The sequence below is a fragment of the Streptomyces sennicomposti genome (genome assembly GCF_019890635.1).
GTDB lineage: Bacteria > Actinomycetota > Actinomycetes > Streptomycetales > Streptomycetaceae > Streptomyces > Streptomyces sennicomposti.
Genome location: NZ_JAIOAB010000082.1, coordinates 1 through 24,608, shown reverse-complemented (window position 1 = coordinate 24,608; position 24,608 = coordinate 1). Strand labels below are relative to the sequence as shown.

At 75.0% G+C, this 24,608-nt stretch carries 21 protein-coding genes, 1 pseudogene and 1 riboswitch; of the genes and pseudogenes, 15 read left to right on the top strand and 7 right to left on the bottom strand.

The window, feature by feature from the left end:
• Nucleotides 1-270: 270 nt before the first annotated feature.
• Nucleotides 271-429 (top strand): hypothetical protein, encoded by a 159-nt coding sequence (locus K7787_RS29335; RefSeq protein WP_019982131.1) that lies wholly within the window; start codon nt 271-273, stop codon nt 427-429.
• A gap of 111 nt (nt 430-540) precedes the next feature.
• Here K7787_RS29335 and K7787_RS29330 read toward each other — a convergent pair whose 3' ends face one another.
• Nucleotides 541-1,455, bottom strand: coding sequence for a MaoC/PaaZ C-terminal domain-containing protein (locus K7787_RS29330; RefSeq protein WP_223003495.1), 915 nt, complete (start codon nt 1,453-1,455; stop codon nt 541-543).
• A gap of 338 nt (nt 1,456-1,793) precedes the next feature.
• Between K7787_RS29330 and K7787_RS29325 the strand changes: the two genes are divergently transcribed.
• From K7787_RS29325 to K7787_RS29310, 4 genes are all read left to right on the top strand, one after another.
• Nucleotides 1,794-2,645: an ABC transporter ATP-binding protein gene (locus tag K7787_RS29325; RefSeq protein WP_247721407.1), complete on the top strand. Its 852-nt coding sequence runs from the start codon at nt 1,794-1,796 to the stop codon at nt 2,643-2,645.
• Nucleotides 2,645-3,364 (top strand): ABC transporter permease, encoded by a 720-nt coding sequence (locus K7787_RS29320; RefSeq protein ID WP_223003493.1) that lies wholly within the window; start codon nt 2,645-2,647, stop codon nt 3,362-3,364. Before K7787_RS29325 ends, K7787_RS29320 begins: the two co-directional genes overlap by 1 nt.
• 88 nt (nt 3,365-3,452) lie before the next feature.
• Nucleotides 3,453-4,784 carry a sensor histidine kinase gene (locus K7787_RS29315; protein WP_223003492.1) on the top strand — a complete coding sequence of 444 codons (1,332 nt, stop codon included), beginning with the start codon at nt 3,453-3,455 and terminating at the stop codon, nt 4,782-4,784.
• Nucleotides 4,785-4,878: 94 nt separating this feature from the next.
• On the top strand, nt 4,879-5,520 hold the full coding sequence (locus tag K7787_RS29310; protein ID WP_223003491.1) for a response regulator transcription factor: 642 nt from the start codon (nt 4,879-4,881) through the stop codon (nt 5,518-5,520).
• Nucleotides 5,521-5,874: 354 nt separating this feature from the next.
• On the opposite strand, the gene K7787_RS29305 is transcribed toward K7787_RS29310, so the two are convergent.
• The gene (locus K7787_RS29305) at nt 5,875-6,912 is read right to left on the bottom strand and encodes a hypothetical protein (protein ID WP_223003490.1); all 1,038 of its coding nucleotides are present in this window, start codon (nt 6,910-6,912) and stop codon (nt 5,875-5,877) included.
• Entirely contained in the window at nt 6,909-8,885 is a 1,977-nt protein-coding gene (locus K7787_RS32195) for a phenylacetate--CoA ligase family protein (protein ID WP_282107299.1), read from the bottom strand. Before K7787_RS32195 ends, K7787_RS29305 begins: the two co-directional genes overlap by 4 nt.
• Before the next feature lie 817 nt (nt 8,886-9,702).
• Here K7787_RS32195 and K7787_RS29295 point away from each other — a divergent pair.
• The 4 genes and pseudogenes from K7787_RS29295 to K7787_RS29280 all read left to right on the top strand — a co-directional run bounded on the left by K7787_RS29295 (nt 9,703) and on the right by K7787_RS29280 (nt 14,525).
• Nucleotides 9,703-11,442, top strand: a complete 1,740-nt coding sequence (locus K7787_RS29295) for an MFS transporter (RefSeq protein WP_164391131.1) — start codon at nt 9,703-9,705, stop codon at nt 11,440-11,442.
• A gap of 246 nt (nt 11,443-11,688) precedes the next feature.
• Nucleotides 11,689-12,330 (top strand): annotated as a pseudogene (locus tag K7787_RS29290) (class I SAM-dependent methyltransferase); the annotation flags it as partial.
• A 241-nt stretch (nt 12,331-12,571) separates the two neighbouring features.
• The gene (locus K7787_RS29285; RefSeq protein WP_223003488.1) at nt 12,572-13,582 is read left to right on the top strand and encodes an N-acetylmuramoyl-L-alanine amidase; all 1,011 of its coding nucleotides are present in this window, start codon (nt 12,572-12,574) and stop codon (nt 13,580-13,582) included.
• Between the two features lie 154 nt (nt 13,583-13,736).
• Nucleotides 13,737-14,525 carry a DUF5336 domain-containing protein gene (locus K7787_RS29280; RefSeq protein ID WP_009188340.1) on the top strand — a complete coding sequence of 263 codons (789 nt, stop codon included), beginning with the start codon at nt 13,737-13,739 and terminating at the stop codon, nt 14,523-14,525.
• A gap of 135 nt (nt 14,526-14,660) precedes the next feature.
• On the opposite strand, the gene K7787_RS29275 is transcribed toward K7787_RS29280, so the two are convergent.
• Nucleotides 14,661-15,242 (bottom strand): hypothetical protein, encoded by a 582-nt coding sequence (locus tag K7787_RS29275; RefSeq protein WP_019982142.1) that lies wholly within the window; start codon nt 15,240-15,242, stop codon nt 14,661-14,663.
• A gap of 149 nt (nt 15,243-15,391) precedes the next feature.
• Here K7787_RS29275 and K7787_RS29270 point away from each other — a divergent pair, with 149 nt between their 5' ends.
• The gene (locus K7787_RS29270; protein ID WP_027758101.1) at nt 15,392-15,685 is read left to right on the top strand and encodes a hypothetical protein; all 294 of its coding nucleotides are present in this window, start codon (nt 15,392-15,394) and stop codon (nt 15,683-15,685) included.
• A gap of 54 nt (nt 15,686-15,739) precedes the next feature.
• Here K7787_RS29270 and K7787_RS29265 read toward each other — a convergent pair whose 3' ends face one another.
• The 3 genes from K7787_RS29265 to K7787_RS29255 are packed head-to-tail and all read right to left on the bottom strand — an operon-like array spanning nt 15,740 to nt 18,968.
• A complete protein-coding gene (locus tag K7787_RS29265; RefSeq protein WP_164391181.1) occupies nt 15,740-16,828 on the bottom strand; it encodes a prenyltransferase/squalene oxidase repeat-containing protein in 1,089 nt (362 codons plus the stop codon).
• Nucleotides 16,825-17,559 carry a class I SAM-dependent methyltransferase gene (locus K7787_RS29260; protein ID WP_164391183.1) on the bottom strand — a complete coding sequence of 245 codons (735 nt, stop codon included), beginning with the start codon at nt 17,557-17,559 and terminating at the stop codon, nt 16,825-16,827. The genes K7787_RS29265 and K7787_RS29260 overlap by 4 nt, the downstream gene beginning before the upstream one ends.
• The gene (locus K7787_RS29255; RefSeq protein ID WP_223003487.1) at nt 17,553-18,968 is read right to left on the bottom strand and encodes a glycosyltransferase family 4 protein; all 1,416 of its coding nucleotides are present in this window, start codon (nt 18,966-18,968) and stop codon (nt 17,553-17,555) included. The genes K7787_RS29260 and K7787_RS29255 overlap by 7 nt, the downstream gene beginning before the upstream one ends.
• Before the next feature lie 209 nt (nt 18,969-19,177).
• Here K7787_RS29255 and K7787_RS29250 point away from each other — a divergent pair, with 209 nt between their 5' ends.
• From K7787_RS29250 to K7787_RS29230, 5 genes are all read left to right on the top strand, one after another.
• Nucleotides 19,178-19,804, top strand: a complete 627-nt coding sequence (locus K7787_RS29250; RefSeq protein WP_164391187.1) for a TetR family transcriptional regulator — start codon at nt 19,178-19,180, stop codon at nt 19,802-19,804.
• Between the two features lie 571 nt (nt 19,805-20,375).
• Nucleotides 20,376-20,442, top strand: a riboswitch (cobalamin riboswitch).
• 131 nt (nt 20,443-20,573) lie between these two features.
• On the top strand, nt 20,574-21,851 hold the full coding sequence (locus tag K7787_RS29245) for an SCO2321 family membrane protein (protein ID WP_223003486.1): 1,278 nt from the start codon (nt 20,574-20,576) through the stop codon (nt 21,849-21,851).
• Between the two features lie 71 nt (nt 21,852-21,922).
• On the top strand, nt 21,923-22,606 hold the full coding sequence (locus K7787_RS29240) for an SCO2322 family protein (protein ID WP_223003497.1): 684 nt from the start codon (nt 21,923-21,925) through the stop codon (nt 22,604-22,606).
• On the top strand, nt 22,599-23,795 hold the full coding sequence (locus tag K7787_RS29235; protein WP_247721401.1) for a CbiQ family ECF transporter T component: 1,197 nt from the start codon (nt 22,599-22,601) through the stop codon (nt 23,793-23,795). Before K7787_RS29240 ends, K7787_RS29235 begins: the two co-directional genes overlap by 8 nt.
• Nucleotides 23,792-24,608, top strand: an 817-nt coding sequence (locus tag K7787_RS29230; RefSeq protein WP_223003485.1) for an ABC transporter ATP-binding protein, incomplete at its 3' end; no start/stop codon positions are given. The genes K7787_RS29235 and K7787_RS29230, both read left to right, overlap by 4 nt.

The following is a 24,608-nucleotide window of genomic DNA, read 5'->3' as shown; positions in this document are numbered from 1 at the left end:
CCCCCGCGCCCTCGGAGTACGCCCCCTCCCCCGGCGCCCCGGACACACCCGAACTACCGGAAGCGGAGGGTCCCGAACCGCCCGCCCCACGCCCCGTCACCCTTCAACAGGCCGCCCGTACAGGGCGGATGACCGGTCACATGACGGGACGTATGGCCGCAACGTAACGAAGTCGTGCCGGTTGGCGTGGCCGTCTGGATTCGCCCCGAGGTGTGCCGGTTAAACTCACCCGGCTGTACGAAAGATCATGTTGACGGGGTGAGTTCTTCGATGAGCGACGCCAGTACGACCCAGCCGCTGACCGCCGGCGCCCAGGAAGCCCAGGGACACGGCAAGCATCGCGGACCGGTTTCCTCCCAGGACGGCGAGACGGCCCCCAGCGGCCGGCACCGCAAGCCGGCCGAGGAGCGGACCGAAGTGGCCGCCTGACGGCACTGCGCACGCCGAACGGCCTCGCCCTCCACCCGGAGGGCGAGGCCGTTCGGCGTTCCCGCACCCGAGAGGGCGCGACCGGGAACAGCCGCTCACCGGAGCGGCCGTTCAGTCGTGCTCGACCACCACGTCGGCCAGCACCGGCGCGTCACCGCGCTCCACGGCGCTCACCGCCACCCGAACCGCACCCGCACCCGCACCCGCACCCGCACCCGCACGACCAACGTCCGCGCTCGTCCCCGCGCCCCCGCCCCGCCACATCCGTACCCGCAGCGTCTCGCCCGGGTACACCACCGAGGCGAACCGCGCGCCGTAGGACCGCACCCGGCTCACCTCGCCCTCCAGCAGCGTGTCCACGACCGCCTTGAGCGTGATGCCGTAGGTGCACAGGCCGTGCAGGACGGGCCGGTCGAAGCCGGCGGCGCGGGCGAAGCCGGGGTCGGCGTGCAGCGGGTTGAGGTCGCCGGTGAGGCGGTACAGCAGGGCCTGGTCCTCGCGCACCGGCCGCTCCACCGTGCGGTCCGGCGGGCCGGAGGGCGGCGCGGACCGGACCGAGGGACCGCGCTCGCCGCCCCAGCCGCCCGCCCCGCGGACGAAGACCCGCGCCTCCTCGCTCCACAGCGGGCCGTCGGCGTCGGCGGCCTCGGTGGTGAGCACGAGGAGGGCCGCCTCGCCCTTGTCGTACACGCCGGTGACGCGGTCGGTCACGGTGGCCGTGCCCCGTACGGGCAGGGGCCGGTGCACGGTGAGGGTCTGGCCGCCGTGCAGGACGCGGGCGAGGTCCACGTCGACGCCCGGCGTCGACAGGACACGGATCACGCCCGGCTCGCCGCCGCCCGCTACGGTCGCGAAGCTCGGCAGGACGTGCAGGGCGCTCTCCAGGGTGTAGCGCAGTTCGCGGGGGTCGATCGCCGGGACGCCCGCGCCGATGCCGAGGTGGTAGAGCTGCACGTCCCCGGGCGTCCAGGAGATCTCGCGGGTGCGGGGTGCGGCCGTACGGGCCGCGGCTTCGTCGATCGGCATGCCTCTCCTGGTCCTCCCGGTCTCCCCGGCCCCGTGCGCCAGGACATTTGTCCCGCCCGAGTCCGTACAACAGCATCTGCCCATGCCCGGCGCGACTCCGTAGCGTCGTAGACATGACAGCAGACAGCGTCGCAGGCACGACGGCGGGCGGGACGACAGACCGGACCACGGGCGGAGACCGACCCACGGGCGGAAACCCGACCCCAGGCGGAAACCGGCCCATGCCCGAAGACCGGCCCGCGCCCGAAGACCGGACCGCGAGCGCAGGCCCGGCCGCGCGGGCCGTCTCCTTCAGGGGAGCGGTCAAGAGCTACGGCGCCGTCCGCGCCGTGGCCGGGATGGATCTGGAGATCGGGCGGGGCGAGACGGTCGCGTTGCTGGGCCGCAACGGGGCCGGCAAGTCCACCGCGATCTCGCTGCTGCTCGGGCTGACCGCGCCCGACGCGGGTGCGGTGGAGCTGTTCGGCGGCCCGCCCGAGCGGGCGGTGCGCGCCGGGCTGGTCGGGGCGATGCTCCAGGAGGCGCGGGCGGTGACCCGGGTGACGGTGCGCGAGCTGGTCGGTTTCGTGGCCGGCCGCTACCCGGACCCGCTGCCGCTCGCCGAGGTGCTGGAGCTGGCCGGGATCACCGAGCTGGCGGGGCGGCGCGTGGACCGGCTCTCGGGCGGCCAGACGCAGCGGGTGCGGTTCGCGGTGGCGCTCGCCGGCAATCCGTCGCTGCTGGTGCTGGACGAGCCGACGGCGGCGCTGGACGTGGAGGCGCGGCGCGCGTTCTGGGAGTCGATGCGGGCGTACGCGCGCGGTGGCCGCACGGTGCTGTTCTCCACGCACTACCTGGAGGAGGCCGACGACCACGCCGACCGGATCGTCGTGCTGGACCGGGGCCGGATCGTCGCGGACGGCACGGGCGAGCGGCTGCGGCACTCGGCGGGCGGCGCGCTGGTCGCCTTCGACCTGGCCGGGCGCGGCACGGAGGGGCTGGAACGGCTGCCGGGCGTGCGCTCGGTGGAGGTGCGCGGCGACCGGGCGCGGCTGCGCACCGACGACTCGGACGCCACCGTGATCGCGCTGGCCGAGCTGGGCGCGATACGCGGCCTGGAGGTGGCCCCGCCCTCGCTGGACGACGCCTTCCTGGCGCTGACCAGCGGCGGAGCGGAACACGGAACGGCATACGAGGGGGAGACGGTCTGATGTGGGACTACCTGCACCTGGAGGTGCGCCGCACCCTGCGCGACACCGGGTTCGTGATCGGCGGCATCGCGATGCCGGTGCTGATGTATCTGCTGTTCACGAACATCGGCGACGCCGACGACGGGAGCTGGCGGACCGCGTCCATGGTCGGCATGGCCGCCTACGGGGCGGTCGGCTCGGCGCTCAACACCGGCGGCGGGGTCGCCGAGGACCGTTCGCTGGGCTGGCTGCGGCAACTGCGGGCGACTCCGATGACCTCGCGCCAGGTGGTCGTCGGGCGGGCGCTGACCGGTGCGGTGACCGTGCTGCCGGCGATCTGCGCGGTGCTGCTGGCGGGCGGCCTGGTCAACGGCGTACGGCTGGCGGCGTGGCAGTGGGCGGCGACGGCGCTGCTGCTGTGGCTGGCCTCGGTCCCGTTCACCCTGCTGGGCCTCGGCAACGGCTACGGGCTGACCGCGCAGACCACGGGCGTGGCGAACATGGTCTGCAATCTGGGCCTCGCGGTGCTGGGCGGTCTGTGGTTCCCGGTCTCGCTGTTCCCGCACTGGCTGCGCTCGGTGTCGGCGTACACGCCCACCAACCGGGTCGCGCAGCTCGGGGTGGCGGTCGCCGACGGGCACGCGCCGGCGGCGGGGGCGGTGATCGTGCTGACGGCGTGGCTGCTGGCGTTCGGTTCGTACGCTGTCCTGTCGTACCGCCGCAACGCGGGGAACATCTGATCGCGGGAGCACCTGAGCGGAGGAGCACCGGCCGCCGGGACGTACGACCGCGGGACCATCCGATCGGGGGAACATGAAGGACACGGACATGTCATGGTGGCAGGGACTGCGCTGCCGGATGCGGCACCTCCAGCTGGCCCGGGCGGCCTGGAAGGAGGACATGCGCCGCTTCAAGGACGAGCAGCGGGCGGCCCGCAAGGACGGGCGCATGCCGGAGAACCCCGGCCCGCCGCCCACCGGCTTCACCCTGCTGCCCTGGCTGCTGATGGGGCTCGGCTCCCTGTCCAACGTCCTCAAGGGCGAGACGCCGAACCCGTGGATCGGCGCCGTGGGCCTGCTCGCCTTCAACTCGCTGTACGTCTACGTCGTCTTCCGCGCCTTCGACAAGGAGCGGCGCGAGGCCCGCTCCACGCGGGTGGCGCTGGTGGTGATGGGCGTGCTCACCACCGCCCTCGCCCTCGGCTACGGCGGCAACTGGCTGCTGTTCTTCCCGCTGCTGGGGCTCGCGACCGGCGCGATCGTGCGCGGCCGCACCTGGCTGGGGCAGGCCGGGCTGGCGCTGACCGCGCTCGCCGGTGCGGTGTCGGCGTACCGCGAGGGCTGGAACGGCATCAACATCGCCTACGCCACCTTCCTGTCCACCATGGTGACCGCCGCGATCCTGAGCCTGAGCGAGGCCGTACGGGAGCTGCGCGCCGCCCGTGAGGAGCTGGCCCGGCGGGCGGTGGAGGAGGAGCGGCTGCGTTTCTCCCGCGACCTGCACGATCTGCTCGGGCACACGCTGTCGGTGATCGTGGTGAAGTCGGAGGCGGCCCGGCGGCTGGCGCCGCGGAGCATGGACGCGGCGCTGTCGCAGATCACCGACATCGAGTCGGTGGGGCGGCAGGCGCTCACCGAGATCCGCGAGGCGGTCACCGGGTACCGCGAGGGCAGCCTGAGCACGGAGCTGGACCGGGCCCGCTCGGCGCTGACCGCCGCCGGCATCGAGCCGGTGGTGCGCCGCTCCGGTCCGCCGCTGACTCCGCAGACCGAGGCGCTGCTCGGCTGGGTGGTGCGCGAGGCGGTGACCAACGCGGTACGGCACAGCGGCGCGGCCCGCTGCGAGATCACCGTGGCCGGTGCGGCCGAGCGGGTCCGGCTGACGGTGTCCGACGACGGACGCGGCGCGTCGGCCGTGGCGGCGACGCCGGGCGTCGGCGGCACCGGCCTGAAGGGCCTGACCGAACGCCTCGCCACCGCGGGCGGCTCGCTGACCGCCGGTCCGTCCGCCCGGGGCGGCTTCACGGTGACGGCCGAACTCCCGAGGGACCCGGAGGAACTGACGGCGGCGGCCCTGGCCGCGACGGCCTCCGGCCCGGGCGCGGCGGCTACGGCGCTCCCCGCCGCCGCGGCCCTCGCTCCCCCGCCCCGGGAGAGCTGACCGCCGGCTCCCCCGGGGCCACCGTCGTCCGCAGGCGCCCGTTCCGCACCCCGCCGCGCCCCTCAACGCCCCGCGCCTTCACTACCCTTGGCCCGTGAACGAGACGTCCCGAGAACACCGGCCCGCCGAGCCCGTCCGCGTCCTCCTCGCCGAGGACCAGGGCATGATGCGGGGCGCGCTCGCGCTGCTGCTCGGCATGGAGGACGACCTGGAGGTCGTCGCGCAGGTGTCGCGGGGCGACGCGATCGTGGACGCCGTGCTGGCGCACCGGCCGGACGTGGCGCTGCTGGACATCGAGCTGCCGGGGATGACCGGCCTGGACGCCGCCGCCGAGCTGCGGAAGCGGGCGCCGGGGTGCCGGGTGCTCATCCTGACCACGTTCGGCCGGCCCGGTTATCTGCGCCGGGCGATGGAGGCGGGCGCGGCCGGGTTCCTGGTCAAGGACGGTCCGGTGGAGGAGCTGGCGTCGGCGATCCGCAGGGTGCTGGCCGGGGAGACGGTGGTCGATCCGGCGCTCGCTGCGGCGGCCCTGAGCGCGGGTCCGAGCCCGCTCACCGCCCGCGAGTGCGATGTGCTGAACGCCTCGGCCGACGGCGCGACGGTCGCCGACATCGCCTCCCGGCTCCATCTGTCGGAGTCCACCGTCCGCAACTACCTCTCCGCCGCGATCGGCAAGACCGGCACCCGCAACCGCACGGAGGCCCTGCGGGAGGCCCGCCAGCGCGGGTGGCTGTGACCGGCCGCCGAGGTCCACGGGTCCGCGCCCGAGCCGAACCGAAGTCCCGGCCTGGCCGTACCTGAGCGGCCGTACCTGAGCCGGCCGTACCTGAGCCGAGCGGACGCCCTGACCGGACTCCGCCGCCGGAACCGAAACCCCGACCGGCCGGCGCCCGCCCGCACCCGAAGCCCAGACCGGACCGCACCCGCCCGAAACCGAAACCCAGACCGGACCGCGCCCGCCGCGCCCCGAAGCCCGCCGGGACCGCGCCCGACCCGAAGCCCCGCCCGGACCTCGCCCGACCCGAACCAAAGCCCCACCCCACCCCACCCCGCCGTGCCTGAGTCGAGTTGCGCTGCGGCGGGCGGCGGCTCACACCTGACGTACCGCGACCACCGCCGTCGGTTCGCCGCGTTCCCGGGCGTTCCGGCGGGCCAGTCCGGCGGAGGCGCCCGTGCCGACGATCCGGCCCCCGTCGGCGACGGCGACCCAGGCGCCCTCGGGCAGGTCGGCGGGCGCGGTGAGGCCGAGCGCGGCGATCAACGCCGGGTCCGGTTCCCGGTCGCGCCCGCGCGGCGCCGGACGCGGCGCACCGGCCCGCCACTCGGCGGTGCTCCGCTCGCCGCCCGTCCGCCGCGACCACACCAGGTGCTGCGCCACGATCAGCGGCCCGAGCAGGGTGAGCAGCGGGAAGCCCGCCGTCAGCGCGTCCAGGGCGAACAGGGCGCTGATCGCGCTGGTGACGGCGACTCCGACGACCCCGGCGAGCAGCGCCGCCGTCCGGCCGTACGCCTTCGCCGCGACCAGCGGGAACAGCACGAGCAGCAGCAGGTCCCCGAGGCCCACCCCGACCGGCCGCGTGCCGCCGGTGAGGGCGAGCAGCGGGGCGAACGGCCGGCCCCGCACCTGGTCGAAGAAGTCCGCGGTGACGTGGGTGAGGGTGGTGGCGATCAGGTCGTAGCAGGTCAGTACGGCGGCCAGGGCGGCCACCTGGCCCGAGCGCATGCCGCTCTGCGCCCAGAGGTTGGCCACGCCCACCACGGCGACGGCCAGCAGGACGCCGGTCCCGGCGCGCACCGCGACACTCAGGTCGCCGAAGGACGCGCCCGCCGTCGCGCCGGTCGCCGCGAGCGCGAGGAGCCAGGCCCATCGGCCGCCGCACAGCGGGGCCAGGGTGAACTGGACGGCCGTGCACAGCACCAGGCCGAACAGCGCGGCCACCCAGACGCCGGGCAGCCGGGCGTACAGCAGCGGGGCGAGGACGACGCCCGCGCACAGAACGGCCACGTCGGCCGGAGTGTAGAGGCCGACGGGCGGCCGGGGCATGTCGATCCGGGCGAGGTAGGCGCCGGCCGCCACCATGATCAGGGCCACGCAGCAGCTCAACGCCACCAGGGCAATGCCGTTCACGACCGGCTCCCTTCGTCGTCGACGGAGACGACCGCGGCGGCCCCGTCCGACGAGGCCATGGCCCCGGCGGGGGCCGGCGCGGTCCTGGCCGGAGCAGGCACGGTCCCGGCGGGGGTTGGCGCGGTCCCGGCCGAGGTCGGCGCGGCCCCAGCCGACATCGGCGCGGTCCCAGCCGAGGTCGGCGCAGCCCCAGCCGAGGCGGGCCCGGTCGCTGCCGGGGTCGGCACGGTCCTGACCGGCGGCGTCGCGGTCCCGGCCGGGGCAGGCACGCCCCCCGCCGAGGCAGTCCCGGTCCCCGCCGAAGCAGGCGCCGTCCCGGCCGAGGCGGGCACCGTCCCCGCCGGGGCGAGCCCGGCCCCCGCCGGGGCAGGCGCCGTCCCGGTCGCCGTCGGCGCGCCCCCGGCCGCCGCAGGCGCCCGCACGCCCAGCGCGGTCCCCGCCAGCGCCACCGACACCCCAGCCCCGTCCCCGTCCCCAGCCCCACTCCCCGTCGCCCCCACCGCCCCCACCGTCCCCGCCCCCGGCGGGCTCGGGGCTGTCTCGAAGGTGTGTTCGCGTAGGTCGGCTCGGAGCGGGGCGGTGGGCGGCAGCGCCGTGCGGTCGTCGTACAGGACGAGGCCGGTCAGCGGCAGGCCCGCCGCGGCGATCCGTTCCTCCAGCCGGGCGCGCAGCGCACGGGCGGGCAGTGCGCGCACCAGCAGGTGCAACTCCGCGCCGCCGTCGGGCCGTTCGGTGAGCGCGTAGCGGGCCGGCAGCGGCACCTCGGGTTCGGCCTCGACGAGGTCGAGCAGGTCGCGGGTGGTCACGGCGGCGCTGAGCGGGCCGCTCCAGCGGCCCAGGATCTCGCTGGTGGCGGGCAGGTGGGCCAGTTCGCAGTCCGGTGCGGCGGCGGGCAGGCGGACCAGGTCGCCGGTGGCGTAGCGCAGCAGCAGGGTGCACTCGCGGTAGGGGACGTAGGGGGTGTGCACGACGACTCCGGTGCCGCCGGGCGGGGTCGGCTCCCAGGTGCGCGGGTCGAGCACCTCCAGGTGGCCGAACTCGGTGGTGTGGTGCAGATGCCCCTGCGCGCAGGGGGTGCCGCCGGAGGGGAGGGTCTCGGTCATCAGGTACGAGGTGGCGACGCGCGCCCCGAAGACCGCCTCGGCGCGTTCGCGCAGCGGGCGGGAGAGGACTTCGCCGCCCACGCCGATGCTCTCCAGGCCGAAGTCGGCGGGCCGCCAGCCGTCGTGTTCGGCGCGGTGCACGAGGGCGGCGAGGTAGGAGGCGGCGGTGCTGAGGTGGGTGATCTGCGGCGCCTTGCCGGGCAGGCCGAGCGGCGCGGCCAGCCGGTCCAGGGCGAGCGCGGGCTCCAGCGTGCCGAACTGGACGAAGGAGGCGCCCACGCGGGTGGTCGACTCCTCGGCGTTGAGCAGCGGCAGGGTGGCCCGCGAGCAGCCGGCGTAGGCGAGGGTGTGGTGGGGGCGCAGGCCCATGCCGAGGACGGCGGAGATGGTGCTGAGGGCGAGGGTGGTGTCGAGTTCGGCGCGGGAGTACCAGACCGCGGTGGGGGTGCCGCTGGTTCCGGTGGTGAGCGCCATCAGGGCGGGGCGGGCGGCGGTGGAGACGAAGGCGCCGGGCAGGCCGCGCAGGGCGTGCTTCGGGGTGACGGGCACCCGCGCCCAGGTGCCGTCGTCGGGGTCGAGCGCGTCGGGGTCCAGGCCGAGGTCGCCGAAGAGGCGTCGGTAGTAGGCGGTGTGCCGGGCGGCGGTGCGCGCGGTGGCGCGCAGGCTGCGCCGGGTGACGGTGCGCCGCACCTCGGGGTCGATCCCGGCGGCCTGTCCCGGCAGCAGCGCCGAGTCGGCGCCGGGCGCGCCGAACTCCCCGAGCGTGGCGACCAGATCGCGGGCGATCCGCTCCAGGTCCTGGGGGCGGATGCGGCGGTTGAGCAGGATGGACATGCCGTAGCGCAGCTGACTCAGGGCGGTGCCGAACAAAGGGGGGCCCTCCTGGTGCCTGGCCGGAAGGCCGCCCGGGGACTCCGGAACGGCCGTCGCGCGTCCGCCCGCACCCACCGGTACGGGCGCCGTCCACCCGCACCCACCGGTACGGGCACCGTCCGCCCGCCCCACCGGTACGGGCGCCTTCCACCCGCACCCACCGGTACGGGCGCGTCCGCCCGCGCACGTCGGCGCGGGCGCCGTCCGCCCGTGCCGCTGGGGCGGGCGGAGTCGGTCCGTCGCGGGCGGCCGCCGTCCTGGCCGGCCGCCCGTGACGGGCCCGCGGGATCAGGCCATGTGCGCGAACATCGCGGCGGACAGGGTGCTCAGGGCGTACTTGAGGTAGTGCTTGACCATGGTCGGAACCTCCCTCGTGGGGCGTCGCCGGTCGGGCGGCGCGTCTCGGTGGTGCGCTGCCGGCCGGGTGCGGCCGGTGAGCAGCGGCAGTCTAGGAACCGGCCCGGCCCACCACTAGATGTCATGCACCGATAAATCCGGTGAACGGCGGACGGGTTACGGAGCGCGAAGTTCCGCCTGATCGCGGAACGTTGGACTCCACCCCGGCGCGCGCCCCGCGCCCGCGCCGTGCCCGTCCGTCGCCGGCCCGCCTCCGCTCGCCTCAGCCCGCCCCCTGACGCCCTGTCACTTCCTCTCGGAACGGTCAAGAATTCGTTAGTACGCCAAAGCATCGGAATAGTCGCCCAGGCGTACGAGGTTTCACCCGGCACTGGTCCCGGACGATCAGCGACGACCCGGACGATCAGCGACCCACTTCCCGAACGACTCTTCGACAACGGCCTGGAGGCCACCCTCAATGACGCTCACGACGACCAACCGGCCCTCGCGGAGCGCGAGCGGGGCCGTCGTCCCGGTGCTCGCGTTCGCGGGCATCGTTGTCGCGGTGATGCAGACCCTGCTCGTGCCGGTCATCAAGGACCTGCCGCAGCTCCTGGACACCTCTCCCAGCAACGCCACCTGGGTCCTGACCTCCACCCTCCTCTCGGGCGCCGTGGCCACGCCGATCATGGGCCGCCTCGGCGACCTGTACGGCAAGCGCCGCATGCTGATCCTCAGCCTCGCCGTCATGGTGGTGGGCGCCCTCGTCAGCGCGTTCACCAGCGCGCTGCTGCCGATGATCGCGGGCCGCACGCTCCAGGGCTTCGCCATGGGCGCGATACCCCTCGGCATCGGTCTGATGCGCGACATGCTGCCGCGCGAGAAGCTCGGCTCCTCGATGGCCCTGATGAGCTCCTCGATCGGCGTCGGCGGCGGACTCGCGCTGCCCGCCGCGGCCCTGGTCGCCCAGCACACGAACTGGCACGCCCTCTTCTACGGCGCCGCCGGCCTCGGCGTCCTGTCCATCGTCCTCACCCTGCTGACCGTCCCCGAGTCCCCGATGCGCGCCGAGGGCTCCTTCGACCTGCTCGGCGCGCTCGGCCTGTCGGCCGGCCTGGTGCTGTTCCTGCTGCCGATCACCAAGGGCAGCGACTGGGGCTGGTCGTCGGCCACCACGCTCGGCCTGTTCGCCGCCGCGGCCGCCGTGCTGCTGCTGTGGGGCCTGCTGGAACTGCGCGTCGCCGCCCCGCTGGTGGACCTGCGCACCACCGCCCGCCGCGAGGTGCTGCTCACCAACCTCGCCTCGATCATGGTCGGCGTCGCCTTCTACGTCGTCTCCCTGGTCCTGCCCCAGCTGCTCCAGCTGCCCACCGCCACCGGCTACGGCCTCGGCCGGTCGATGGTCGTCGCGGGCCTGTGCGTGGCCCCGCTCGGCCTGACCATGATGTTCACCGCGCCGGTCTACGCCCGGCTGTCCGCCCGCTACGGCCCCAAGGTCACCCTGATCATCGGCCTGCTGATCATCGCGATCGGCTACGGCGGCGGCCTCGGCCTGATGAACGCGGCCTGGCAGACCGTGGTCACCTCCCTGATGCTCGGCGCCGGCATCGGCCTGGCCTACTCCTCGCTGCCCGCGCTGATCGTCGGCGCGGTCCCGGCCTCCGAGACCGGCGCGGCCAACGGCCTCAACACCCTGATGCGGTCCATCGGCACCTCGGTGTCCAGCGCCGTCATCGGCATGGTGCTCGCCAACACCGCCGACCACGTGAACGGCGTGGCGATCCCGACCATGCACGGCTTCCGCGTCTCCTTCCTGATCGCCACGGCCGCCGTCGCCGCCGGTCTGGTGCTGGCGCTGTGCCTGCCGAAGCCGAACCGCTCGACCGTCCCGCAGCTGCGCGCCAGCAGCGAGGAGGACGCCAACCTGGCCCGCGCCGAGGAGGTGCTGCGGGGCTTCCGCGGCCGGGTCCTGGACGCCCACGGCGCCCCGGTCGCCCGCGCCAAGGTCACCCTGATCGACCACCGCGGCCGCCAGGCCGGCGCGACCCTGTCCGGCGAGGACGGCTCCTACGTCCTCGTGGTCCCGGCCCGGGGCCCGTACGTCCTGGCCGCCCGCGCCGCCGGGCACGGCCCGCTCGCCTCGTCCGCCACCCACACCGGCGACGACCGCCCGGTCGACCTGGACCTGTCCCTGCCGGGCGAAACCGTCACCGCGTGAGCGGGCGCACCGCGTGACCGAACGCACCGCGTAAGCGGGCGGGCGGCACACGGCCGCGAGCCGCGCGGGCCCGGCACCGCTGGTCCCGCGCACCGCGTAAGCGGGCGCACCGCGTAAGCGGGCGACCCGCACGAGCGGGCTTCGAGCCCGCTGAGACGCACACCACCGCACCCCCCGTCGCACGTCCGGCGGGGGGTGCGGCAGCATGGGCGGCCGGATTGGACGTACGACCGGAAGGACCCCCGCATGACCGCGGCGCCCCAGCCCGAGATCCTCGCCGCGTTCGAGGCCGCGAAGGGCTTCATGCCCGTGGACGAGGGGCTGGCCCTGTACGCGGCGGCCGTCGAGGCCGGGCGGCTCGGGCTGCCGCTGCTGGAGGTCGGCACGTACTGCGGGCGGTCCACGATCCTGCTCGCCGACGCCGCCCGGCGGGCCGGCGTCACCGCGCTCACCGTCGACCACCACCGCGGCAGCGAGGAGCAGCAGCCCGGCTGGGAGTACCACGACCCGCAGACGGTGGACCCGGAGATCGGCCTGATGGACACGCTGCCCGCCTTCCGGCGCACGCTGCACAAGGCGGGCCTGGAGGAGCACGTGGTGGCGCTCGTCGGCCGCTCGCCGCAGATCGCCGCGCTGTGGAACACCCCGCTCGCCCTGGTCTTCGTCGACGGCGGCCACACCGACGAGCACGCCGGCGCGGACTACGCCGGCTGGGCCCCGCACGTGGCGCCGGGCGGCCTGCTGGTCATCCACGACGTGTTCCCCGACCCCGAGGACGAGTTCACCGGGCAGGCCCCGTACCGCGTGTACCTGCGGGCCCTGGAGTCCGGCGAGTTCACCGAGATCGCGGTCACGGGCTCGCTGCGCGTCCTGCGCCGCACGCCCCCCACCGCCCCGGCCGGCGGAACACCCGCCCCCGACGACCGGGCGTCCGCCCCCGAAGGCGAGACGCCCGCACCCGAAGACCGCGCACCCGCCCCCGAAGGCCAGACGCCCGCACCCGAAGACCGCGCACCCGCCCCCGAAGGCCAGACGCCCGCACCCGGAGGCCGGGCCTCCGCCCCTCGACCCGGGACGCCCGCGCCGGGAAGCGCGGCGTCCGCCGCGGCCCGCCGTTAGAGTCGCTGTCGTGTCGTACACAGGCCCCGACTTCGATCCCCCGCAGCCCGAGCACGAGCACTCCGGCCGTTCCGGCCGTTCCGGCCGCCCGCGCCGCTGGCCGGCCGTCGCCGGTGTCGCGCTGGTGTCCGGCGCGCTGCTGGGCTGGCTGGTGTACGAGGCGACGGCGTCCTCGGACTCGCCCTCGGGCGGGACGGCCGCGGCGTCCGCGTCGAGCGGATCGCCGTCCGCGTCCGGCGCGGGGAAGTCGCCGCACTCGTCCCGGTCCGCGGTCCCCTCCGCGTCGGCGGGCGACGACGGCAAGGGCGCGGGCGCGGGCTCGGGCGGCCCCGCCGCCTCCGGGCCGCTCAAGGGCAAGGTCGTCGTCATCGACCCGGGCCACAACCCGGGCAACTTCCAGCACACCGCCGAGATCAACCGCCAGGTGGACATCGGCACCAACCGCAAGGAGTGCGACACCACCGGCACGTCCACCAACGCCGGTTACACCGAGGCCCGGTTCACCCTGGACGTGGCGCACCGGCTGCGCACCCTGCTCGAACAGCAGGGCGCGACGGTGAAGTTGACGCACGACAACGGCTCGCCGGCCTGGGGCCCGTGCGTGGACGAGCGCGCCCGGATCGGCAACGAGGCGCACGCGGACGCCGCGATCTCCATCCACGCCGACGGCTCGGCGCCCGGCAACCGCGGCTTCCACGTGATCCTCCCGGCGGCCGTGCACTCCGGTTCCGCCGACACCCGCCCGATCGCCGCCGCGTCGAAGAAGCTCGGCACGATGATCGCGGGCGACTTCGTCCGCGTCACCGACGAACCGCCCTCCAACTACCTCGGCGGCGGCACCGGTCTCGTCACGCGCGAGGATCTGGGTGGTCTCAATCTGTCAACGGTTCCCAAGGTCTTCATCGAGTGCGGCAACATGCGCGACAGCACCGACGCGGCCCGCCTCACCAGCGGCGACTGGCGGCAGAAGGCGGCGGAGGGGATCTCTGAGGGAATCGTGAGTTTCCTGCGCGAGTCGTGACCGCGGCGTCGATCTCTGCGGACAGCCCCGCCGTACGGGCGATAGTGTCGTTCCTACGATGAGGGGCCACCCCCACGCTTCGCACCAGGCCTGTCGGCGACATGGTGACAGCGACGCCTCTACCGACGACGAGACGACCTACGAAGGACCTGACGTGAATATCCGCTCCCTCACTCGGGGCGACGGCGTGGTGATCGGAGCAGCGGTGTTGCTGTTCATCGCGTCGTTCCTGGACTACTACTCCTACTCCATGTCCGGCTACTCCAGCAGCCAGAACGCGTGGGAGTCCCTCGGGACCGGCCTCGGCATCTACATGGGGGCCGTCATCGGCGCCGCCCTGATCGTCCTCAACCGCTGCCTGCCGCAGCCGCGCAAGGTGGCCGGTCTGGACCTCGGCACGATCGGCGTGGGCTTCACGGTCCTCTCGGCGTGGATCTTCTTCTGGTCGCTGGTGGACGTCCCGGACGGCATCGACGCCGGCGCGGGCCTGATCCTCGGCTTCATCGGGGCGCTCGTCCTGGCCGCCGCCGCCGTCGCCACCCCGCTGGTCCCCGCCCTCCAGGCCGCCCTGGTCCCGGCCCCGCGCCCCGTCGCCCCGCAGCCCTACGGCGCGCAGCCGCCCGGCGGTTACGGCTACCCGGGCGCCCAGCAGCAGCCGTACGGCGCCCCGCAGCCGGGCCAGCCCTACGGCGCCCAGCAGACGCCGCAGCCGACGGACGCGGCGGCCCCGCAGTCCGCGGCGCCCTTCTCGCCGTTCTGGTACGCGGTGCCCGCGCCGCGTCCGCTGTTCGGTGAGGACGGCGCGCCCACCCCGATCGCCGAACTGTCGCCGGGCGTCTGGTACCTGGCGGTGGAGCAGCGCGGCCAGGGCCTGCTCACCGAGATGCAGGACGGCCGCCGCGGTGTTCTCCAGGACGCCTCGGACATCCAGCGCGGCGCCTGATCAGGCCTGCCCCTCCCGGCTCTACGGCCTCCCGGCTCTACAGCCCCCGGCCCAACGGCCCTCCGGCTCAACGGCCCTGCGGCCCCTCGCCCTTCGGGCGGGGGGCCGTCGCCGTGCGGTCGGCGGGCCGTGGCCTCAGGGGTTGGCGTTGGCGCCCTGCCTGAGGTCGCTGGTGGACGGCACCTTGTTCTTGACCGGCGCCCCGGCGTCCTTGCCCGCTTCCTTCACCTTGTTGAGGGTGTCGTTGAAGCTCTGGGCGGCCGAGCCGTCGCCCTTGCGGAGCTTGGCGGGAAGGTCCTTGAGCCCGGCGATGGCGCTGTTGAGCGGGGCGAGCGCCTTGGAGAGCGTCGGGTCGCCCTGCGCGTTGCGCACCGCCGCCTTGAGCCGGTTGTACGCGAACGCGCCGGCCAGGCCGGCCTTGACGAGCGTCACCTTGCGGCCGTGCGCGCCCTTCTTGAACTTGCCCTCCTTGTACGGTTTCCAGATCCACTGGTAGGTCGCCCCGGCCGCGAGGCCCGCGTTGGCCACGAAGCGGGTCTTGGCGAACTTCTGCCGCTCCGCCGACGTGGTCGGACTGGGGGTCGCGGCCGCCACCGCGGCCGCGGGGTCGGTGCGCTGCCCCCCGCTCTGGTTCGTGGCCCACGCGGCGGAGCCGGCGAGCAGGGCGCAGCACAGGGTGAGCGCCACGGCGAGGCGCCGTATCGGTACGACGGGCACGGTGTCCTCCGAATCGAGTCGCTTCGGGTTCTCCGTCGGTCCGTGTGAACCGGGTCATCTCACCCGAAACAGGACACCGCATGTGCCGCGGGCGTCACCGCCCGTACGCGGTACAGGTTTCAACCGGGCTCGCGGGGCAGTCGCAGAGCATGTCCCCTCGATATCGCACGGGTTCCAACTCCGCCGGTACGGTCATCGCGGTGGTAGCGGACGTGATGGCCGCCATCCTCGGTCTGTGGATACTGATGTATCTGCTGGACGCCAACCGGGCCAACGACCTGGTCCAGTGGATCCACAGCGCGGCGAACTGGCTCGCCGGCTGGTCGCGCGACCTGTTCACCTTCGACCGCGCGTGGGCGCGGGTGGTCGCGGGCTACGGCCTGGCCGCCGTGGTCTACCTGTTCGTCGGCCACGCCCTCGCCAACCGCATGCACCGCCACTGACCGCCCGACCGGTGACCCACGGCCGCCGGCCGGGCGGCGCGGACGGCCCGCGGCTCACCGCCGCAGGGCGTCCCCGTCGCAGCAGTCCGGGTCCAGGCCGCGCGGCAGCCGGTCGCCCGCGAAGACCGTGCAGGTGGGCTCGTGCCCGCCGAGCGCGGCCACCGCGAGCAGCAGCGAACCGGCCGTCCACGTGGTCAGCTCGCGCGGCCATATCGCGTCGTCGGCGAAGACGTAGCCCGTCCAGTACAGGCCGGTCTCCGGGTCGCGCAGGTGCTGGATGGACTTGAGCACGTCGAGCGCGCGGTCGGACTCGCCCACCGCCCACAGGGTCAGGGCGAGTTCGGCCGACTCGCCGCCGGTCACCCACGGGTTGGGCACCACGCAGCGCACCCCGAGGCCGGGCACCACGAAGCGGTCCCAGCCGGCGTCGATGCGCTCCTTGGCCTCCGCGCCGGTCAGCGCCCCGCCGAGGACCGGGTAGTACCAGTCCATGGAGTAGCGGTCCTTGTCGAGGAACCGCTCGGGGTGCCGGCGGATCGCGTGCCGCAGCGCGCCGACCGCCAACTCCCAGTCCGGCTGGGGCTCTTCGCGCTGTTCGGCGATGGCGAGCGCGCAGCACAGCGCGTGGTGGACGGAGGAGGAGCCGGTGAGCAGGGCGTCCGCGGTGGCGGCGCCGTCGTCCTCGCGCTTCCAGCCGATCTGTCCGCCGGGCTGCTGCAGGCGCAGCACGAACTCCACCGCCGCGTACACCACCGGCCACATGCGGTCCAGGAAGGTGTCGTCGCCGGTGGCGAGGTAGTGGTGCCAGACGCCCACGGCGACGTAGGCGACGAAGTTCGTCTCCCGGCCGCGGTCGGCGACGTCGTCGTGCGCGCCGTCGGTGTAGGCGGCGTACCAGGAGCCGTCCGGCAGCTGGTGCCGGGCCAGCCAGGCGTACGCCCGCCCGGCGGCCTCGTGCTCGCCGGCGGCGTCCAGGGCCATCGCGGCCTCGACGTGGTCCCACGGGTCGAGGTGGTGGCCGCGGAACCACGGGATCGCCCCGTCCTCCCGCTGGACGGCGAGGATGCCGCGCACGGTGGCGGCGGCCTGCTCCGCGGTGAGGACCCCGGGCAGGACGAGGTGTTCTGTCCGGGGCGTGGTCACTGGGCGGCCGCCCGGGGCAGGTGGGGCTTGGTCGCGTAGGCCACGAAGCTCTTGCCGATCAGCGGGTTGAGCGCCTGCTCGGCGACCCGCGTGGCCAGCGGCTTCTTCATGATGTCCCAGACCAGCAGCTTGTGGTACGCGCGCACCGGCAGCGCCTTGTCGTTGTCGACGCCGAAGGCGCACTTGAGCCACCAGTACGGCGAGTGCAGCGCGTGCGCGTGGTGCGTGCCGTACGGCTTCAGGCCGGCCTCGCGGATCTTGGCGAGGAGTTCGTCGGCCCGGTAGATGCGGATGTGGCCGCCCTCGACCTCGTGGTAGGCGTCGGAGAGGGTCCAGCAGACCTTCTCGGGGCCGTAGCGCGGGACGGTGATCGCGATGCGGCCGCCCGGCTTGAGGACGCGCACCATCTCGGCGAGGACGCCCTTGTCGTCGGGGATGTGCTCCATCACCTCGGAGATGATGACGACGTCGAAGGACTCGTCGGGGAAGGGCAGCGCGAGGGCGTCGCCCTCCATGGCGGTGGCGGTGGCCCCGGCGGGCGCCTCCCCGGCCTCCTTCATCGCGGCGAACCACTTGGCGACCTCGCGGATCTCCTCGCCGTTCTGGTCCAGCGCCACGACCTGCGCGCCGCGCCGGTAGCACTCGAACGCGTGCCGGCCGGCGCCGCAGCCGAGGTCCAGGACGCGGTCGCCCGGGGCGAGCGGGAACCGGGAGAAGTCGACGGTCAGCACGTGGCCCTGCTTTCGGTGTGCTCGGAGTGGTCGCCTGTGGTCGTCACGGCCGCCGCGGGGCGGCCGGTGGTCGGGGGTACGGGGCGGAGGGGGGCGGCCGGGGCGGCGATGGCCTCCCGGTAGCGGGCGACGGTGCCCTCGGCGGCCCGCGCCCAGGTGAAGTGCGCGAGGACCCGCTCACGGCCGGCCGCGCCCAGGCGCGTCCGCAGCTCGGGGTCGCCGAGCAGCCGGGTCAGCGCGGCGGCCAGCGCGCCGGACTCGCCCGGCGGCACCGCGAGGCAGGTCTCGCCGTCGCGTCCGGCGACCTCCGGGATGGCGCCGCCGGTGGTGGCGACCAGCGGCGTGCCGGTGGCCATCGCCTCGGCGGCCGGCAGCGAGAAGCCCTCGTACAGCGACGGCACGCAGGCCGCCTCGGCGGAGCGGACCAGGTCGACCAGCTCGGCGTCGGAGATGCCCTTGACGAACTCGACGGCGCCCTCCAGGCCGTACCGCTCGATCGCCCGGGCGACGGGGCCGCCCTCGGGCCGCTTGCCGACGACGACGAGGTGCGCGGCCGGGTGTTCGGCGCGCACCTTGGCCAGCGCCTCGACCAGGAAGACCAGGCCCTTGAGCGGCACGTCGGCGCTGGAGGTGGTGACGATCCGGCCGGGCACCCGTGCCACCGACGGGTCGGGCGAGAACAGGTCGGTGTCGGCGCCGATGTGGACGACGTGGATGCGGTCCGGGCGCACCCCGAGGTGCTCGACGATCTCCTGGCGGGAGGTGCCGGAGACGGTGAGCACGGACGGCAGCCGGCGCGCGACCCGCTTCTGCATGCGGGTGAAGGCGTACCAGCGGCGCACCGACCACTGGCGCTGCCGGGTCTTCGCCGCCTCCAGCTCCAGCTGCCGGTCCACGGTGATGGGATGGTGGATGGTGGTGACCAGGGGCGCGCCGACGTCGCCGAGGAGGCCGTAGCCGAGGGTCTGGTTGTCGTGGACGACGTCGAACTCGCCGCGGCGCTCGCGCAGATGGCGGCGGGCGCGCAGCGAGAAGGTCAGCGGCTCGGGGAAGCCGCCGGTCCACATGGTGGCGACCTCCAGCGCGTCGATCCAGTCGCGGTACTCGTCGCGCTTCGGGGTGCGGAAGGGGTCCGGCTGGCGGTAGAGGTCGAGGCTCGGCAGCTCGGTGAGGCTCAGCCGGCCGGCGGCGGGGCCGTCGAGGTCGTCGAGCACGGGGTAGGGCTGGGAGCCGATCACCTCCACCCGGTGCCCGAGGCGGGCCAGTTCGCGGGAGAGGTGGCGGACGTAGACGCCCTGGCCGCCGCAGAACGGGTTGCCCTTGTAGGTGAGGAGCGCGATCCTGAGCGGTCGCTCGCCGTCGGCTGCGAGGCCCGTCGGGGACCCCGCCTGACTGGCCTCAGCGGACACTCTGGGCCCCCTTCTGACTGCGCTGTCCCGCGAGATTACGCCGGGTCGTCGATCTAGAACAAGTTTCAGACTTGATCGTCCAGGAAGCTTCGAATCTACCGGCAGGTAGCCTCGCCGCAAGGCGGTGGAACGGGTGATTCACGCCACGGCCGACACCCTGGCATGCTGTCTGGTCGCACGCCCTCACCGACTGTCACGAAGCGGGAGCCATGCCTGCGCAGACCCGTCCCACGCCCCCTCCCCCGCCGCCCCTGACCGAGCGGCAGGAGGCCCGCCGGCGCCGCATCCTGCACGCGAGCGCGCAGCTGGCCTGCCGGGGCGGCTTCGACGCGGTGCAGATGCGCGAGGTGGCCGAGTCCTCGCAGGTCGCCCTCGGCACGCTCTACCGGTACTTCCCGTCCAAGGTGCACCTGCTGGTCGCCACCATGCACGACCAGCTGGTGCGGATGCGGGGCACGCTGCGCGCCAAGCCGCCGGCCGGGGCGAGCGCCGCCGAGCGGGTGACGGAGACCCTGATCCGCGCCTTCCGCGCCCTCCAGCGCGAGCCCCGGCTCGCGGACGCGATGGTGCGCGCCCTGACCTTCGCGGACAGCGGCGTCTCGGCGGAGGTGGAGCGGGTGCTGCACCAGACGACGGCGATCATCCTGGAGGCGATGGGCCGCGACGACCCCACCGACGAGCAGCTCTCCGCGATCCGCGTCATCGAGCACACCTGGCACTCGGCCCTGATCACCTGGCTCGCCGGCCGCGCGTCCGCGGAACAGGTGGAGACGGACGTGGCAACGGCATGCCACCTGATCGACCTGACGGAACCGGACCGGCGGGGGGAGGGGTAGCGGGGGTGCGCGGGCGCCCGAGGCCGGGGGCACGGCTCGGGCGCGCGAAGTCCGGGGCCGGGCGCCGGGTCCCCGGCCCGGACGGCGCGGCGCCCGGACCGCACGAAGCCCGGACAGCACGAAGCCCGGGCGGCGCGGCCCGGGCGTGCTGAAGACCTACGAGACGGGTTCCCTTCGCCGGTATTGCCCGGATCAGGTTCTGGGGGTCGCCGTCCGGCCCAGTCCTTGCGGCTTTCCGGCCTCTCAGCCCGACCGTCGACGTCGGCCCCGGCGGATGCGTAAGCGTCGCGCCCAAGTCGGCTACTCCGGTCGAACTCCCTCACTCGCCCCGTAGGCACTTTCCAGCATGAACCCCCACGAACCGGTACGCAACCCCTCAGCCGGAAGGAATGAAAGGAATGAATGGCAGATCCGGGCCACGAACCCGCACCCCAACCCCACCCCCCGGCCCGGAGTTTGGCCCGAATCCGCCACTCGACCCCCGCACCCCCGGCCCCCGGCCCCCGCCCGGCCCCCGACCGCCGGTTTACGGGCCGGTAAAGTAGCGCCGTCGTCATCACAGCCGTACGAGGGGAAGCCGGTGCGAATCCGGCGCTGACCCGCAACCGTGAGCCGCCCTTCAGGCGGCGAGCCGGACCGCCCCGTACGACGTGACCGGCTCACGTGCGCCGGCGCCCGCCGCCGCACAGCACCGTCGAGGTATACGGAGCCGAGCCGCGGGGATGCCCCGTGCTGTCCGGCTCCCCACAGGGAGAGGCATCCGCCGATCATGAACATCCGCCGCTGCGCCGCGGCCCTGGCCGCCGTCGCCGTGATCGGCATACCGGGGTCCCCCGCCTTCGCCGCGTCGCCCTCCCCCACCGGGAAGGCCGCCCTGCCGGACGGGCTCTACGGCAGCACCGACCCCAAGTACGACGGCGTGTGGCGCCAGTCCCTCGCCCTGCTCGCGCAGCACACCGCCGGGGTGCGGCCCGCCGCGCGGGCCGTGGACTGGCTGACCGGGCAGCAGTGCGCCGACGGCTCGTACGCGGCCTTCCGCGCCGACCCGGCCCGCGCCTGTGACGCCAAGGTCATGGTGGACACCAACAGCACGGCCGCCGCCGTGCAGGCCCTCGCCGCGCTCGGCGGCCACGACGCCGCCACCGGGAAGGCGGTCGCCTGGCTGAAGTCCGTGCAGAACAAGGACGGCGGCTGGGGCTACACGGCCGGCGGTCCCAGCGACACCAACTCCACCGCGGTCGTCGTGGGCGCGCTCGCCGCCGTCGGCGAGAAGCCCGCCGCCGTCGTGAAGGACGGCAAGTCCCCCTACGACGCGCTGCTCGGCCTCGCCCTGCCGTGCTCGGGCGACGGCGCGGGCGCCTTCGCCTACCAGCCGGACAAGAAGGGCAAGCTCGTCGCCAACGCGGACGCGACCGCGGCCGGCGTCGTCGCCGCCCTCGGCCAGGGCCTGGCGGCCACGGGCGCGGGCAAGGACGGCGGGGCGGGCAAGGACGGCGGGGCGGGCGGGGACGCCGCTACGGCGAAGTGCGTCGGCGACGGGAAGCCGACCGCCGCGCAGGCCGCCGCGAACGGCGCCGCCTACCTCGCGCACGAGGTCGCCAAGGACGGCTACCTGACCTCCGTACTGCCCGGCGCCACCGCCCAGCCCGACTACGGCAACACCGCCGACACGGTCGTCGCGCTCGCCGCGCAGGGCGGGGCCGCGCAGGCGAAGAAGCCGCTGGAGTGGCTGGAGAAGCACGCCGAGGCGTGGGCGAAGCAGAGCGGCCCGGCCGCCTACGCCCAGCTCGTCTTCGCCGCCCACGCCACCGGCGCCGACCCGCGCGACTTCGGCGGTCTCGACCTGGTCAAGGCACTCAACGCCACCGGCCCCGCGCCCGAGGCCACCGACGCGCCCACGGCGGGCGACAACGCCGGGAAGCCGGCGAAGAGCGACGGCGGCGGCCACGCGGCGGTGTGGTGGACCGGGGGCATCCTCCTCGTCGTCGTGATCGCCGTCGGGTTCATGCTGAGCAGGCGCGGCGGCAAGCGGGTGCAGCAGCCGTGACCGGCCGCCCGCGCACGCCGTCCGCCCGGTCCGTCCGGTCCGTCCGGTCCGTCCGGTCTGCTCTGCCCGCCCTGTCCGTCCTGCCCGCCCTGTTCGTGGCCGCCGCGCTGCTGCTGGTGACGGCGGGCGCGGGCACGGCGCAGGCCGTGGGCTACCGCTACTGGTCCTTCTGGGACCGTGACGGCGGCCGGTGGACGTACGCCACCGAGGGCCCCTCGACGGCGCGTCCGGGCGACGGCGAGGTGCGGGGGATGCGGTTCGCGGTGAGCGAGGACTCCCAGAACGCGGCGCAGCCGCGCGGTACGGCGGACTTCGCCGCGATCTGCGGGAGCACGCCGGCCCGCCACGGCCAGAAGCGGGTGGCGCTCGTCCTGGACTTCGGCACGAAGGCCGACGCACCGGCCGGCGAGACCCCGCCCGCCGCGCGCACCGCCTGCGCGCGGGTGCCGTCCGACGCGACGACGGCGGAGGCCCTGGCGGCGGTCGCCAAGCCCCTGCGCTACGACGCCAACGCCCTGCTGTGCGCCATCGCCGGCTACCCGGCGAAGGGCTGCGGCGAGCAGGTCTCGGGCAAGGGAGCGGGCGAGGTCTCGGGCAAGGGGTCGGACGCGGGCGCGGAGTCCCCGGGCGCCGGGACCGGTACGTCCGAGAAGAAGGACGGCGGTCCGTCGGTCGGGCTCGTCGCGGGCGGCGCGGTCGTCGTCGTGCTCGCCGGTGCGGCCGTGTGGCAGGCCCGGCGGCGCCGGAATGCGTAGGACGCCGGACGGCGGGGGCGCGGGCGGGGGCACGCTCGTCGCCGCACGGGTGCGCACCGCTCCCTTCGCCTCCGGCGTGCGCCGCGCGCCCCGTGTGCACGCCGGGGCGTGGTGGGTGTGGGCGCTGGCGCTCGGGGTGGGCGCCACCCGGACCAGCAATCCGCTGCTGCTGGGACTGCTGCTCGCGGTGTCCGCGTACGTCGTGGTGACGTGCCGGGCGAACACCCCCTCGGCCCGCTCCTACGCCGCCTTCGTCCGGCTCGGGCTGGCCGTGCTCGTCATCCGCCTGTTCTTCGCGGTCGTCCTCGGCTCCCCCATCCCCGGCGCGCACGTCCTCGTCACCCTGCCCGAGGCGCCGCTGCCGCACTGGGCGCAGGGCATCCGGCTGGGCGGCCGGGTGACGGCGGAGGCGCTGCTGTTCGCCCTGTACGACGGGCTGAAGCTGGCCACGCTGCTGGTGTGCGTCGGCGCGGCCAACGCGCTCGCCGCGCCCGCCCGGCTGCTGAAGTCGCTGCCCGGCGCGCTGTACGAGATGGGCGTCGCCGTGGTCGTCGCCCTCACCTTCGCCCCGCACCTGGTCGCCGACGGCCGCCGGCTGCGCGCCGCGCGCCGCCTGCGCGGCCGTCCCGACCGCGGTCTGCGCGGGCTGCTGCACGTGGGGCTGCCCGTGCTGGAGGGCGCGCTGGAGCGCTCGGTCGCGCTCGCCGCCGCGATGGACGCCCGCGGCTACGGCCGGACCGCCGAGGTCGCCCCCGCCGTACGCCGTACCACCGCCGTCCTCACCCTCGGCGGGCTGCTCGGGGTGTGCGCGGGGACGTACGGGCTGCTCACCGCGGAGGGCGGGAGCTACGGGCTGCCCGTCCTCCTCGCCGGTCTCGCCGCCGCCCTCGCCGGGCTCCAGCTCGGCGGCCGCCGCTCGCCGCGCACCCGCTACCGCCCCGACGCCTGGAACCTCCGTTCCTGTCTGGTCGCCGCCTCCGGGGTGGCGGTCGCCGCGCTGCTCACCCTGGCCGCCGCGCGCGACCCGGACGCCCTGCACCCGGGCGTCGTGCCGCTGGTCGCGCCCGCGCTGCCGCTGTGGCCCGCCGCGGCCGTGCTCCTCGGTCTGGCCCCCGCCTTCGCCGCCCCCGGACCCACCTCACCCGGACCCGGGTCATCCGGCACCACCCCACCCAAGGAGCCGTCGTGATCCGCTTCGAGGATGTCTCCGTGACCTACGACGGCGCGGCCGAACCCACCGTCGCCGGAGTGGATTTCGAGGTGCCCGAGGGCGAACTCGTGTTGCTGGTCGGCCCGTCGGGCGTCGGCAAGTCCACGATCCTCGGCGCGGTCAGCGGACTCGTGCCGCACTTCACCGGCGGCACCCTGCGCGGCCGGGTCACGGTGGCCGGCCGGGACACCCGCACGCACAAGCCGCGCGAACTGGCGGACGTGGTGGGCACGGTCGGGCAGGACCCGCTGTCGCACTTCGTCACCGACACCGTCGAGGACGAACTCGCCTACGGCATGGAGTCGTTGGGCCTCGCCCCGGAGGTGATGCGGCGGCGCGTGGAGGAGACGCTGGACCTGCTGGGCCTGGCCGCGCTGCGGGACCGGCCCATCGCCACGCTCTCGGGCGGCCAGCAGCAGCGGGTCGCGATCGGCTCCGTACTCACCCCGCATCCGAAGGTCCTGGTCCTGGACGAGCCGACCTCGGCACTGGACCCGGCCGCCGCCGAGGAGGTCCTCGCCGTCCTCCAGCGGCTGGTGCACGACCTCGGGACGACCGTCCTGATGGCCGAGCACCGCCTGGAACGCGTCGTCCAGTACGCCGACCAGGTCGTCCTGCTCCCCGCCCCGGGCGCGGCCCCGATGCTGGGCGCCCCGGCGGACATCATGGCCGTGTCGCCGGTGTACCCCCCGGTGGTGGCCCTGGGCCGCCTGGCCGACTGGACCCCGCTCCCCCTCACGGTCCGCGACGCCCGCCGCCGCGCGGCCCCACTGCGAGACCGCCTGGCCACCC

What these genes read in the sequence shown, in the direction of transcription:
- K7787_RS29335 (WP_019982131.1), top strand. Translation starts at nt 271, where the DNA reads ATGAGCGACGCCAGTACGACCCAGCCGCTGACCGCCGGCGCCCAGGAA.
- K7787_RS29330 (WP_223003495.1), bottom strand. Translation starts at nt 1,455, where the DNA reads ATGCCGATCGACGAAGCCGCGGCCCGTACGGCCGCACCCCGCACCCGC.
- K7787_RS29325 (WP_247721407.1), top strand. Translation starts at nt 1,794, where the DNA reads ATGGATCTGGAGATCGGGCGGGGCGAGACGGTCGCGTTGCTGGGCCGC.
- K7787_RS29320 (WP_223003493.1), top strand. Translation starts at nt 2,645, where the DNA reads ATGTGGGACTACCTGCACCTGGAGGTGCGCCGCACCCTGCGCGACACC.
- K7787_RS29315 (WP_223003492.1), top strand. Translation starts at nt 3,453, where the DNA reads ATGTCATGGTGGCAGGGACTGCGCTGCCGGATGCGGCACCTCCAGCTG.
- K7787_RS29295 (WP_164391131.1), top strand. Translation starts at nt 9,703, where the DNA reads ATGACGCTCACGACGACCAACCGGCCCTCGCGGAGCGCGAGCGGGGCC.
- K7787_RS29270 (WP_027758101.1), top strand. Translation starts at nt 15,392, where the DNA reads ATGTCCCCTCGATATCGCACGGGTTCCAACTCCGCCGGTACGGTCATC.
- K7787_RS29250 (WP_164391187.1), top strand. Translation starts at nt 19,178, where the DNA reads ATGCCTGCGCAGACCCGTCCCACGCCCCCTCCCCCGCCGCCCCTGACC.
- K7787_RS29245 (WP_223003486.1), top strand. Translation starts at nt 20,574, where the DNA reads ATGAACATCCGCCGCTGCGCCGCGGCCCTGGCCGCCGTCGCCGTGATC.
- K7787_RS29235 (WP_247721401.1), top strand. Translation starts at nt 22,599, where the DNA reads ATGCGTAGGACGCCGGACGGCGGGGGCGCGGGCGGGGGCACGCTCGTC.